The sequence below is a fragment of the Synechococcus sp. Cruz CV12-2-Slac-r genome (assembly GCF_024346075.1).
Lineage (GTDB): Bacteria > Cyanobacteriota > Cyanobacteriia > PCC-6307 > Cyanobiaceae > Synechococcus_D.
In genome coordinates, this window is record NZ_JAGQEK010000040.1 from 1 (window position 1) to 13,242 (window position 13,242).

Genomic DNA, 13,242 nt, shown 5'->3' on the forward strand with positions numbered 1-13,242 from the left:
CAGAGGCTGCCGGTAACAGGATTCAAGCCACCTTTAAAGGTGAGGAAATCGCTGTAGGCAGCCCAGTTACCGGTGAAGAAGGCACCAATGCCTTCCTTAATACCGGGATACAACTGACCCAATAAATCCTGATTCAGGAAAGCGTGGGGCAGGGGGATATCAGCCACTGAGGCAATGGTTTTGCCATCAAGACTGAGGGGTTGTCCTGCATCGATGGCATCCATCAACAGGGTGGTGGGCAGGGACACATGAATCAGGTGTCCTGTCCAGGAAAGTGACCCCAAACCAAGCAGACCAGCCAAGTGGTGGTTGAGCATCGACTCAACGTTTTGGAACCACTCAAGCTTTGGAGCTGCCTTGTGGTAGTGGAAAACGCCTGCATTGAGCATCAGGCCAGCCATCACCAAAGCGCCGATAGCGGTTGCTAACAGCTGAGTTTCATTTGTGAAACCCCAGGCACGCCAAACATGGAAGAGACCGGAGGTCATCTGGATGCCGCGGAAGCCGCCACCCATGTCGCCATTCAGGATCTCTTGGCCAAAAATCGGCCAAACAATCTGAGCGCTTGGCTTTACATGCAGGGGATCAAGAAGCCAACCGGAGTAGTTGGAAAAACGTGCTCCGTGGAAGAAAGCGCCGCTCAACCAAATAAAAATCACGGCCAAATGGCCGAAGTGAGCGCTGAAAATCTTGCGGGAAACTTCTTCAAGATCACTGGTGTGACTGTCGAAGTCGTGAGCGCGAGAGTGGAGGTTCCAGATCCAGGTTGTGGTCTTGGGACCCTTAGCCAAGGTTCGATCGAAATGCCCGGGCTTGCCGAGTGTTTCGAAATCGACAGGTACAGGGTTCCGGTCGACCATTGCCTTGGCTTTACTCCCACGTTCTGGTGGGCTGATGGTCATCGAGACGTTCCTCGAGGGTTGGGGTCGGAGGCCAGGGGCTGCTTGGGGCAATCCCCGAGGCCGCTGGGGCACAAAATCCCAAAGGAAACAAGGGCAAAACCCCTGCTAGCACTGGGTAACGGGCCCCAGCATGGGGTCCGCTTTTTTGAGTATAAGCATCAAAAGCGGCCTGTTTGCGTTGCAGTAACAAAGGTTCAATCCCTGTCTCTGACAGGGCTCTCTTGGGAGCAAATTAACAACAAAAAAACTTATTTATGGCTGCTGAATAAACATATTTGTCACTAAATTATGTGATAAATCAGTGCTTTAGCTGCGTTTCACTGGATCAGCGCCATTCTGTTGCCAAAATTGGCTCAATTTGATTTGCAGCTTGATGCTTTGCTACGGGCGGCGATAACTGTTGTTGTAGCCATTGGGCTATGGCTGGGCCAAGTTTTACCTGCTACCGCAGCTGACTTACAAGAAGTTGCCCCCCCCGGAGCGGCTCAACAGTTGGCTCAAGCCTTGGCTCAACACAAGCCTCAGCTGAAATTACTGGCGCCTGCAAATGGCAGTTCACTGGCTGATGGTGAGTGGAACTTGGAGCTAGAGCTTGAGGATTGGCCCCTAGTACATAGAGACGATTTAGGGCCAGGGGCCCATTTGGTAATTCAAATAGATAACGAAGCGCCCCTACGGATTTTTGAGGCCACAGCTGGAAGCAGCCATTTAAAAATCCCTATGGCTGAGCTAAGCCCCGGCAGCCACTCACTTACTGCCTTTGCCGCACTGCCTTGGGGGGAAGCCGTGGCTGATCGCCGGGCTCGGGCTAATTGGCGTTTTCAACGACTTGCCGCCAATCCCCAAGCATTGCCTGCACTGAATAGTGCTCAACTTGTAGCAGTGCCTTCACCTGCTTTAACGGCTGGAGCCCCAGTGCCGATCAATTGGTTCCTAATCAATGCCCCCTTGCAAAATTTGAGGCCAGACGACGCCCATTGGCGCTTAAAACTCAGCCTTGACGGCGCCACAAGCATTTTGCAGCAGGAGGATTCCCTTTGGCTCAGCCCACTTACAGCAGGGAGCCATGCCCTCAGCCTTGAACTGCTTGATGGCAATGGTGCCCCCCTCGGGGCCCCTTTCAACAGCTTGGTGCGGGAATTGCAAGTGGACCCTAAAAGCGTTGCCACAGCTGCAATGTTCAGAAGCCATCTAGAGGATGAGGAAATAGAAGCTTTGCTCAACCCCAACTACAGCTCAACTCTCGCTCAACCAGAACCAGAACCAGAACCTGAGCCAGAGCTTGAATTGGAGCCAGAACCAGAGCCTGCACCTGAACCAGAACCAGAAACCATCGAGGTGGAAATCTGATGCAACTGGGGATCTGCGCCAGCCAGGAAGGCTTTAAACAGCTCGAACCGCTGCTGAATTGCGCTGAACTGGAAGCAATTTTGGTGCCAAACCACCTTCTTGATGAAAAACGCCCGCAACTGCTTGCCAGCAGCAAATTAAGCGAGCTATGGCCCGATATTGAATTACTGCTGGGTGCCATGGCTGCTGGTGCTTTGATCCGTTTAATCGCACCATTGCTGCAAGCCAAAAGCATCGATCCAGCGGTGCTGCTACTCAGCGGCAACGGCGAACAATTAATACCTTTATTAGGCGGACATGCCGCTGGTGGTGATCGTTATGCCAACAGGCTTGCGCCTTTACTTCAAGCCAGCGTTCTAACAACGGGTTTCAGCAGCAGTAATGGCCGCGTTGGCCTAGACATTTGGGGTTTCGCCTGGGGTTGGCAGAAAGGCCAAGGCCCCTGGGATGAGCTGATGAAAAAAGCAGCTCGCAATGAGCTGTTGCTTGTTTCTCAAAATTCAGGCGAACCCTTAGCCCTTGAGAGCCTTAAGAACAGTGGTGTTCCGATACAAGCTGCTGAAAGTGAGGGCGAAGCTGAGTTGCTGGTTAGCGCAAACCTTGGCCCTGGCTGCCGCTGGCATCCACCAGTGCTCTGGCTTGGTATTGGTTGTGAACGAAATAGCAGTTTATTGCTGTTGCAAAAAGCGGTAACTCAAGCTTTTAGCCAAGCAAATTTGGCAGAAGCAGCCGTAGCTGGTATTGCAAGCCTTGATCTAAAAGCCGACGAACCGGCGTTACTTGCTTTAGCCGCTGGGCGCCAATGGCCATTGCGATTTTTTCGCGCCGAAGCCCTCGCTCCAATCAAAGTGCCCAACCCATCTGCAGCGGTAGCAAAGGAGGTGGGGACAGCCAGTGTGGCGGAAGCGGCTGCTTTAGCGGCAGCAGGCCCCGGCGCTGAATTAGTAGCAGCTAAAACGATCTTGCGCGGCGCCCCCGGAGAAGGGGCCGTAACTGTTGCGATCGCAAAAGCCGCCGCGGCCTGGGCGCCGCAACGAGGCAGTTTGCACCTGGTGGGTGCTGGCCCCGGTTGCATTAAACAACTCACTGGCGCAGCCCGCAGTGCCCTTGCGGCAGCGCAGGTTTGGGTGGGCTACAGCCTTTACCTGGATTTACTGGAACCATTACGCCGCCAGGATCAAGCCAGGCTGGAAGGCCAGCTCACCCAAGAGCGACAACGCTGCCAAGAGGCTTTGGCCTTGGCCTGCCAAGGCGTTGCAGTGGCATTGATTTCGAGCGGCGAGAGTGGCATGTATGGCATGGCAGGCCTGGCCTTGGAGGAATGGCTGCAATTGCCAGAACAAGAACGACCTTTATTCAATGTTCACCCCGGTATCTCTGCTTTTCAAATGGCCGCAGCACGGCTCGGTGCACCTTTAATGCACGACCTTTGCACCGTGAGTCTTAGTGATCGGCTTACCCCTTGGGCGGTAATTGAAAAACGGCTGCAGGCAGCTGCTATTGGTGATTTTGTGGTGGCCCTCTACAACCCCCGCTCCCAAGGAAGATCCTGGCAACTGGCCCGAGCCCTTGAATTGCTGCTTGAGCAGCGAGCCCCCACAACACCAGTGGCAATTTGCCGCCAACTTTCTAGGCCAGAAGAATCAATCAGCCTGCACCAATTAGCTGATTTACCTGTTGAACAAGTAGACATGTTTAGCTTGGTATTAGTTGGTAATAGCAGCACAAAAATTGCAGCTGGCTTGATGGCAACCCCCAGGGGTTATCCCGGGGCTGAATTGAGTTAGTTATTTGATTATTTGTTATTTAATGATTCGGTTGGCAGAGCCTGAATTTTTTCAAACAGTCGCTTTTGGGGTTCTGGTGGTGGCGTTAGGGCTTGGAGTAAGGCACAAGCACATCGGCCAGCATCGGGAAATGGCGACGGTTAAGGGTGGCCAGGGTGGCGCCAACAGCAGCCACGGTGGCGGCGATAAGCGCATCGGCTAAGCCGGTGCCATGACTCGGACCATATTGACGACGCCACAACCCAGCCTGCACTGCTGCCTCCCGTTCCAAGGGCAGCGAATCGAAAGCGGCCACAAACGCATCTAGCCGCTGCCGCTCTTCCCCCTCCCGAACGCCCACGTAGAGCTCCGCCACGCTTACCACCGACAGTGCCAGTGGTTGGGCGCAGCTCTCGAGAAACAACACCGCGTCTGCCTGATCGCGCAAATAATCAATCAGCACATCCGTGTCTACAACCAAAAGTGCCCTGGGCTTGGGTTCAACCATCAAGGAACTAGCGGCGCCTGGCGGTTGAGCTCAGAGCGCAGATCGGGCCAACTGGGGAGATCCTCCCTACCGGCCCAAATCCCGCGGGCCTGACGCAGCCTTGCCAGGCGGCCCACAGGTTGATGACACTCCAGGAAACTGTCGATGGCCTCTCGGATCAGGGCACTTTGACTGAGGCCCCTACTCATTGCCAGGGCCTGCAATCCCTGCTTTTCGCTATCCGAAAGATAGATCTGGGTGCGCTGCATACACCATGCGCCTGATGTATACACTATACATCAGATTGAGCTGGCTTAAGTGGGGATGACAGGATTTGAACCTGCGCCTTATCCAGATATTCTGTTCTAAGGAGAAGATTTTGTTGAAACCCCCCTGGTTACGAGTTAAAGCCCCCCAACGGGAGCGGATTGGAGAGGTGGCAGATCTACTGCTGGATCTCAAATTGAACACCGTATGCCAAGAGGCCAGTTGTCCAAATATTGGTGAATGCTTTGCCGCTGGCACAGCCACATTTTTAATAATGGGTCCTGGTTGCACTAGGGCATGCCCTTATTGCGATATCGACTTTGACAAAAGTGTGCGAGAACTTGATCCCACAGAACCGCAACGGTTAGGAGAAGCAGTTGAACGCTTAAAGCTCAGCCATGTGGTTATTACTTCAGTAAATCGAGACGACTTAATCGATGGTGGTGCCAGTCAATTTGTGGCTTGCATTAATCAGGTTCGCCAGCGCAGCCCACTCACCACGATCGAACTGTTGATCCCTGATTTTTGCGGCAATTGGGATGCCCTTGCAACAGTGATGGCTGCAGCCCCCGAAGTGCTAAATCACAACATCGAAACGGTGCCTCGGCTTTATAAAAAAGCCAGGCCCCAAGGAATATTTGAGCGCTCGCTTGAGCTGCTGCAACGGGTGCATCAAGGCTGGCCACGCACTTACACCAAATCAGGCTTAATGGTGGGCTTAGGTGAAACAGATAATGAAGTACTTGAAGTATTAAGCAACCTCAGCTCCCACCATGTAGACATCGTTACTATTGGGCAATATTTATCTCCTAGCCCAAAACATTTAGTGGTAGATCGCTATCCCACCCCGGGGCAATTTGATCAGTTTCGTATTTATGCAGAGGAGAAACTTGGCTTCCTTCAAGTGGTGAGCAGTCCGCTAACCCGCAGTAGTTACCACGCCGGTGAAGTGCAAAAACTGATGGCGAAATACCCCCGCTAAATAGGGGTTACGAGCACCTTGAAACGTACTTTCCAATTTCTCCAATCAGCAAGGATCACAGCTGCTTTTGTGCTGCCCGTGGCAACTTGATGGGCCTCAAGCAAAGGCAACAGGATCGTTTCCTGTTCAGGCGTTGTGAGTGATTCAAGGCTCACAATTTCCTGGTTAACCCTGTTTATTAAGCCTCCGTCTTCATCAAGGATGAAGGCCACACCACCTGTCATGCCGGCGGCCACATTGCGACCAGTGCTGCCAAGCACCACAATCACACCACCGGTCATGTATTCGCAGCAGTGATCGCCTGCCCCTTCCACCACTGCCACCGCCCCGCTATTGCGAACACCAAAACGTTCACCGGCGCAGCCAAGGGCAAACAATTCTCCGCCAGTGGCGCCATAAAGACAGGTATTACCAAGGATCACCTGCTGGCCAGGATCTTTCACCCCAGCTGGTGGCACCACTGTGAGGCGTCCGCCATTAAGACCTTTTCCTACGTAGTCGTTTGCTTCTCCCACTAGGTGCAACTTCATGCCTTGCAGCACAAAAGCACCAAAACTTTGCCCTGCGGCACCATTGAAATTGAGTGCTAATTCTCCGTTGAAACCTTTATTGCCGTGGCGCGCTGCTATCTCTCCAGATAGGCGAGCACCAACGCTGCGATCAGTATTCACAATGGCCAAATTTCGACTGATTTTGCTGTGGCCCTCGATCGCAGCCATCACCTCAACATCAGCCAGCAATTGATCTTCTAAAACTGGGCCATTGCTGTGGGCAATCGCAGCATGTTGCAACCAGCTGCGATCTAGCGCTGCAGGAATTGGATCTAACAAGCAAGAGAGATCTAAGGAGGCTGTTTTAGCTAGCTGCACTGCCCGGGGTTGCAACAAATCGCTGCGGCCAATTAAATCCTCAAGGCGAGCTACACCAAGAACACTGAGCAATTGCCGCACCTCTTCTGCCACAAAAAGGAAGAAATTAACTACGTGTTCAGGTACACCGGGGAAGCGTTTGCGCAGGTTTTCTTTCTGCGTTGCCACGCCAACTGGGCAGTTATTGGTATGACAAACCCGCGCCATAATGCAACCTTCAGCAATCATTGCAACTGAGCCAAAGCCATACTCTTCAGCGCCAAGTAGAGCGGCAATTAACACATCCCAGCCAGTTTTCAGGCCCCCATCAGCCCGCAACAACACCCGATCACGCAAACTATTTTCAAGCAGTGAACGATGAACTTCAGTAAGCCCAAGTTCCCAGGGGCTGCCGGCATGTTTTATCGAACTCAATGGTGATGCGCCGGTGCCGCCGTCGTGTCCTGAAATTTGAATTACATCAGCATTTGCCTTGGCTACACCAGCGGCAATTGTGCCAATCCCAATCTCAGCAACAAGCTTCACACTTACCTTTGCAGCGGGATGCACCTGGTGCAGGTCGTGAATCAATTGAGCTAGATCTTCAATTGAATAAATGTCGTGGTGGGGTGGCGGTGAAATCAAAGCAACCCCTGGTTTGCTATTACGCAGCCAAGCGATGTAGCTATCAACCTTGGGCCCTGGCAGCTGCCCACCTTCCCCGGGCTTAGCCCCCTGGGCCACTTTGATCTCAAGTTGCCGAGCACTGCGTAGATATTCCGGCGTAACACCAAAACGCCCAGAAGCAATTTGTTTTATTGCTGAACAAGCGCTATCGCCATTACGCAAACCATTGAGATTTGGTAGTGCGCTGGAATGACCCTCCCCATCCACATCGGTTAACACCGCAAAACGGGCCGGATCCTCTCCGCCTTCACCGCTATTACTTTTGCCACCAATCCGGTTCATCGCCACCGCCAACACCTCATGGGCTTCCCGCGAAAGGGCGCCAAGGCTCATTCCACCGGTGCAAAAACGGCTAAGAATTGCCTCAGCACTTTCCACTTGCTCAATCGGCAGAGGTGTTGCTGCAGGTATCAGCTCAAGAAGGTCGCGCAGGGCTGTTACCGGCCTGTTTTCCAGCAGAGTTTTGTAGGTTTGAAAATGGTTGTAACCCGGCCCGGCCGCCACAGCGGCGTGCAGTGCCTTCGACATCTCGGGGCTATTGAGGTGATATTCACCGCCATTGCGATATTGCACAAAACCCATAAATTCCAGCTTGCTGCGATTTAGCTCCGGGAATGCTTTTGCATGGAAACTGAGGGTTTCGCTGGCCAGTTCTGCCAGGCTTAAACCCGCCACCCGGCTTGTGGTGCCAGTAAAAGCAAGCTCGATCAAATCAGCGCCGATACCAATCGCTTCAAAAATTTGGGCTCCGTGGTAACTGGCAAGCAGCGAAATGCCGATCTTGGAAAGGATCTTGCGTAGGCCATCCTCTAGTGCTTTTCGCACATTCGCCTGTACTTTTTCAGGGTTAAGGGGCGGCAATTTGCCAGTTTCGATCAGCTTTTGCACCCGCGGCTGAGCCAGCCAGTGGCGGCTGGTTTCCCAGGTGAGCCAGGGGCACACAGCGCTGGCACCAAAACCAATCAAACAAGCCAAATGGTGCGTGCTCCAACACTGAGCCGTCTCAATCACCAGTGATGCTTGTAAGCGCAGGCCAAGTTCAAGCAGGTGATGATGCACTGCCCCCACCGCCAGAAGCGGCGGGATGTAGCTCTCATCAGCGTTAATGCCGCGATCCGAAAGGATCAAAATTTGAGCTCCTGCTCGCACTGCTGCTTCCGCCTCTAGGCGCAATTGCAACAACGCTTTCTCCAGAGCTACGGGGCCAGCCTCAATCGGCATCAAGGTGGAGATCTTGCTGCAGGCGATTCCTTGTTGAGTGAGGGCGATTAGCTCCGCTTCATTCAGCACTGGAGTTGATAAATGCAGCACTGCCGCCGCCGTTGGCTCTGGCCTAAGAGGTGAACCCCGCTTACCCAGATGCATTTCCAAACTCATCACCAATTTTTCCCGCAGCGGATCGATTGGCGGGTTGGTTACCTGAGCAAAACGTTGCTTGAAGTAGTCGTAGAGCAGGTGAGGTTTATTTGAAAGCACCGCCAGGGGGATGTCGTCGCCCATGCAGTAAGTGGGCTCCTTGCCTTGGCCCGCCATATCTTCGATTACAAGATCAAGATCTTCAGCGCTGAAACCAAAGGCGGTTTGCTGCTGCAACAACTGCTGCTCTGCTAGTTGCCTTTCCTGCTGCCAAGGCTGCGGAGCAAGGTCTTTACGTTGCGCTGCCAACCAATTGGCATAGGGGTGCCGCGCAGCAACTTCCTGCTTCACCTGCCAATTACGCAGCAAACGCCCCTTTTGAAGATCAACGGCCAACATTTGGCCTGGCCCAAGCCGTCCCTTTTCAATAATCAAACTTTCATCGAGTTCCACCACACCGGTTTCAGAACCCATCACCACAAAACCATCGCTACTGATGCAGTAGCGAGCCGGCCTCAAACCATTGCGATCCAACGTGGCACCAACGCTGCATCCATCGCTAAATACCAGTAGGGCAGGGCCGTCCCAAGGTTCTTGGGTGCAGGCGGAATATTCATAGAAAGCTTCAATTTCAGGTTTATCCGCCAACTCCGGTTGATCACGGAATGCCTCCGGCACCAAGGTGAGCAAACTTTCAGTTATCGATCTGCCGCTGCGCACCAGCAGTTCCAATGAGGCATCAAGGTTTGCCGAATCGCTGGAAGCAGGATCAACCACAGGCTTCAGTTCTGCTGCTGCCTCCCCCCACACCGCCTCAAGGTTTGCCTCAGCGGCTCGGGCCCAATTGAGATTGCCGAGCAGCGTATTGATTTCTCCGTTGTGGCCCAATAGCCGCATGGGTTGAGCCAGGGGCCAACGGGGCAGGGTATTTGTGCTGAAACGGCGGTGATACACCACATAACTCACCTCAAACCTTTGGTCGCGCAGATCGGTATAAAAAGCAGGCAGCACTTCAGAGCGCACCATCGCCTTGTAAACAACGGTGCGGCAACTCAGGGAAGCGAAATACAACTCACCAACCGCAAGGCCCCAATTCGCCTCGCGCACCCGCTCCCCCACCCTGCGCCTAAGCCGAAACAACAACGCTTCAAAAGCGTTTTGGGCCTCATGCCCCTTGCCGGCCAAAGCTGGAGCTAGTAACCACTGCTTAATCACAGGTGCCGTTTTGCGGGCAAGTGATCCCAATACAGAGTTGGCAACTGGCACATCACGCCAGTCGAGGCTGGTTAAGCCGAGGGCAGTGGCTTCTTCTTCACAAAAGCGCTGGGCTTCTGCTCGCAAGCTGCTATCAGCCGGCAAGAAAACCATCCCCAAACCGCGCAGCGATGTGGTGCTAGCCGCCGCCGCTGGCCATACCGCGTCAAAATAATTCCAGGGAATGCCACACAACACCCCGGCTCCGTCGCCGGAATCACCATCACCACCACAGCCGCCACGATGTTCCACGCAGGCAAGAGCGCGGAGAGCTTGTTGAAGCATCCAATGGCTGCTTTTCCCTTGCAATTGCGCCAGAAAACCCACGCCGCAGGCATCTTTTTCTCCTGCCACCGCCGCTGGCGCAGGGCTGTCGCAATGGGGCCACTGAGGAGTATCGAGCTGAAACATGGGCGCGGGTATACCTGCTGGAGTGCGAACTAACCGGAAAATTGCCGGAGATGCGCAACCAACTCAAGCTCTGATCCTAAAAGTTTGTGACCTAGCTAAGTTGCAACCCTTAGTGAGGGTTAAACAGTGCTGCCGCTGAGCCTGCCACCACCACTGCCTTTTGATCCACTGCCTTTAGATCCGTCGGCAGCCTTGATTTCACAGTTGGCGCCCCAAGAAGGCACCAGCATCAGCGTGAATGGCAAAAAAATGCTGGCCCCCTGGCGCTGGGAAAACGGCAACCCCAGCAAATTTTGGCTGCCCCTCGATTTATTAGAAGCCCAGTTTGGAGTTAGCAAAACAAGTGCTGCAAACGGTAGTTTGAACCTGAATTGGTATGGCAGCCAGCTTCTTGTTCCAGCTGAAAATCAACGCAGCCTGCAAGACGAAGTTGGGGTGGAAGTTAGTGAGTGGTTTCGCAATCTTGGCGTTGGCAGCCAATTACAAACCAGCGCCAAAGGAACCCCACACCTGGCAATCGAACTACCTGCCGCTCGGGTGCTTCAGGTGCGTTACTCGCGCTTGCAAGGCCAGTTGCGGGTGGTGCTGGATCTGAGTGGCCCCACCCTGCTGCAAAAACAAAACGAAACTTTCCAATTTAAAATCAGTAATCCTGAACTTGCGCTGAGGGGCCTGCGGCAGCAGGGTTTTGCCGCTCAATTAACCGACACTGCACTGCAACTAAATAGCCAAGGGATATCTAGCCTCACCTTGGGAAATCCAGCCCGACTGGTTTTTGATCAAACCTTGCAACGGGCTACGGCAGATCTTGAGTTTCGCAATGCACCCCCAGAAATTGGGGGAGTAGCTATGGAACGCAGGGTAATAACTCTTAACGGCCAGCGATATCAACTCAGCTTTGTGCGTTTTGATCCGGTTCGCAGCAACTACGCGCTGGTGCCCCTTAGCCGTAACCGAATGGAGGGGCTGGTTTCACTAACGGCCCTCGCCCGCTCTCAAGGGGCCTTGGCCGCTATCAACGGTGGGTTCTTTAATCGAGTGCGGGAGCTGCCCCTTGGTGGTTTAAGGGACCAGGGGGCTTGGCTTTCAGGCCCAATTCTGAATCGTGGTGCGATTGCCTGGCAACCAGGCCAGCAACCGGTTTTTGGCAATATTCGAATGGAAGAATGGCTTAGCGATAAACAAGGAAATCGCTGGCCCATCGGCGCCCTCAATAGTGGCTATGTACAAAAAGGCCTTGGTCATTACAACAACCTTTGGGGGAACGTTTATCGACCGATCACAAGCCAAGAAACAGGCTGGATTTTAGAAAACGGCAGAGTGTTGGAAATTTGGTTTGCCGATCAAATGGCAGCTGGGGTGCCCCTGCGCCAAGGGCAAGCCTTATTGGTGGCGCGAGGTAATAGTGATCTGAACTTGCAACCTGGTGATGAAATCCAGCTGCAACGCAATTTATTTCCAAAGCATTTTGAAGCTCTACCCCACCTGTTACAGGCGGGCCCTTTGTTGTTAAACCAGGGGGTAGTTGTACTGGACGGGCCTGCAGAAAATTTCAGCGCTGCCTTCATGGCGCAACGGGCCCCTCGCAGTGTTGTGGCTGGCGACGGTGAGCAGGTGTGGCTGATAGCCCTGGATGGCCTGGATAACAGGGGTCCTACCCTTGCTGAAAGCGCTGAACTGCTTCTGCAAGCTGGCTTAAAACAAGCCCTTAATCTCGATGGCGGCAGCTCCACTGCCCTTTTGGTGGAAGGTAAGGGAGGGCTCAGTGGACGCGGCATCGGTTCTGCAATTCACAACGGCTTAGGCCTGGTAAAACGCCCCACCCGCTAATCCCATGGATCCAATTTCTGGTTTAAGGATCACCCCTCGGGCCGCTGCAGAGCTGTGCAGGCAGGCCGCTAGGGGCGGCTACCCCGGATCAATGGCGATAGAACTGGTGGCTGGCAGTTGTGAAGCTTGGGCTTTGCAACTCAAAGCTGGCAGCGAAGGGAAAGCACTTGCTCGCAGCGACGGAATCACCCTTTATGGCCCAGCTGATCAGCTTCATCTACTGAATGGGCTGCAACTTGATTTTCAATGTTCACTAAGCGGCGGCGGTTTTTTACTTAGGGGTGGAGAGCGAATTCGTAGTTGCCCATGTGGAGCTGCTTTTACCCCGAGGGGGTAAAGTGACGGATTGTCGAATCAGCTGGCCGCAATGGCCTGCTTCCGGTTTTAGATGCCCACCATCCAGCAACTGATCCGCACTGAGCGGCAGAGTCTTACTCGTAAGACCAAATCCCCTGCCCTACGGGGTTGCCCGGAGCGCCGCGGGGTTTGCACCCGCGTTTACACCTCCACTCCCAAAAAACCAAACTCCGCCCTTCGCAAGGTGGCAAGGGTGCGGCTCACTTCTGGGTTCGAGGTAACCGCTTATATCCCAGGCATTGGCCACAACCTGCAGGAACACTCTGTGGTGTTGATTCGAGGCGGCAGGGTTAAGGATTTGCCCGGTGTGAGATATCACATTATTCGCGGCACCTTAGATACATCCGGTGTGAAAGATCGCCGCCAAAGCCGTTCGAAATACGGCGCAAAAACCCCCAAGGATTGAACTGAGCTCTAGCTCTCGATCCCTTTAATTTTCTCTTTGCTGATTTTCTCCCCCCATGTCCCGCCGCAACGCCGCTGAGAAACGCCCGGTTCTGCCTGATCCGCAATTCAACAGCCGTTTGGCCTCAATGATTGTGGCCCGCTTGATGAAGCACGGTAAGAAGTCCACCGCCCAGCGAATCCTTTCGGACGCTTTCGGCATGATCAACGAGCGCACCGGGGTAGATCCTCTGGAAGTGTTTGAAACAGCCGTGCGTAATGCCACTCCTTTAGTGGAAGTTCGGGCCCGCAGAGTGGGGGGTGCCACCTATCAAGTGCCGATGGAGGTGCGCCAAGAACG

General features: G+C 53.8%; 9 protein-coding genes and 2 pseudogenes. 7 read left to right on the top strand and 4 right to left on the bottom strand.

Features of this window, described 5'->3' with window-relative positions; translation table 11 throughout:
- Positions 1–902: pseudogene (gene psaA, locus KB557_RS05035) on the bottom strand (photosystem I core protein PsaA); the annotation flags it as partial.
- A gap of 348 nt (positions 903–1,250) precedes the next feature.
- On the opposite strand from psaA, the gene KB557_RS05040 reads away from it, so the two are divergent.
- Together KB557_RS05040 and cobJ are read left to right on the top strand one after the other, a co-directional pair.
- Positions 1,251–2,252 carry a hypothetical protein gene (locus tag KB557_RS05040; RefSeq protein ID WP_255131898.1) on the top strand — a complete coding sequence of 334 codons (1,002 nt, stop codon included), beginning with the start codon at positions 1,251–1,253 and terminating at the stop codon, positions 2,250–2,252.
- Entirely contained in the window at positions 2,252–4,039 is a 1,788-nt protein-coding gene (gene cobJ, locus KB557_RS05045) for a precorrin-3B C(17)-methyltransferase (RefSeq protein ID WP_255131901.1), read from the top strand. The genes KB557_RS05040 and cobJ overlap by 1 nt, the downstream gene beginning before the upstream one ends.
- Positions 4,040–4,124: 85 nt before the next feature.
- Here cobJ and KB557_RS05050 read toward each other — a convergent pair whose 3' ends face one another.
- Both KB557_RS05050 and KB557_RS05055 read right to left on the bottom strand, forming a co-directional pair.
- Positions 4,125–4,526 carry a type II toxin-antitoxin system VapC family toxin gene (locus tag KB557_RS05050; protein ID WP_255131905.1) on the bottom strand — a complete coding sequence of 134 codons (402 nt, stop codon included), beginning with the start codon at positions 4,524–4,526 and terminating at the stop codon, positions 4,125–4,127.
- A complete protein-coding gene (locus KB557_RS05055; protein ID WP_255131908.1) occupies positions 4,526–4,774 on the bottom strand; it encodes a CopG family transcriptional regulator in 249 nt (82 codons plus the stop codon). The genes KB557_RS05050 and KB557_RS05055 overlap by 1 nt, the downstream gene beginning before the upstream one ends.
- A gap of 107 nt (positions 4,775–4,881) precedes the next feature.
- On the opposite strand from KB557_RS05055, the gene lipA reads away from it, so the two are divergent.
- Positions 4,882–5,754 (top strand): lipoyl synthase, encoded by an 873-nt coding sequence (gene lipA, locus KB557_RS05060; protein ID WP_255131918.1) that lies wholly within the window; start codon positions 4,882–4,884, stop codon positions 5,752–5,754.
- Here lipA and gltB read toward each other — a convergent pair.
- Positions 5,751–10,310, bottom strand: coding sequence for a glutamate synthase large subunit (gene gltB, locus KB557_RS05065; protein ID WP_255131911.1), 4,560 nt, complete (start codon positions 10,308–10,310; stop codon positions 5,751–5,753). The genes lipA and gltB overlap by 4 nt on opposite strands.
- 126 nt (positions 10,311–10,436) lie before the next feature.
- On the opposite strand from gltB, the gene KB557_RS05070 reads away from it, so the two are divergent.
- The 4 genes and pseudogenes from KB557_RS05070 to KB557_RS05085 all read left to right on the top strand — a co-directional run.
- On the top strand, positions 10,437–12,140 hold the full coding sequence (locus KB557_RS05070) for a phosphodiester glycosidase family protein (protein WP_255131913.1): 1,704 nt from the start codon (positions 10,437–10,439) through the stop codon (positions 12,138–12,140).
- Positions 12,141–12,144: 4 nt separating this feature from the next.
- Entirely contained in the window at positions 12,145–12,477 is a 333-nt protein-coding gene (locus KB557_RS05075) for an AIR synthase (protein ID WP_255131915.1), read from the top strand.
- Between the two features lie 51 nt (positions 12,478–12,528).
- Positions 12,529–12,903, top strand: coding sequence for a 30S ribosomal protein S12 (gene rpsL, locus KB557_RS05080; RefSeq protein WP_255131916.1), 375 nt, complete (start codon positions 12,529–12,531; stop codon positions 12,901–12,903).
- Positions 12,904–12,958: 55 nt separating this feature from the next.
- Positions 12,959–13,242, top strand: a pseudogene (locus tag KB557_RS05085) (30S ribosomal protein S7); the annotation flags it as partial.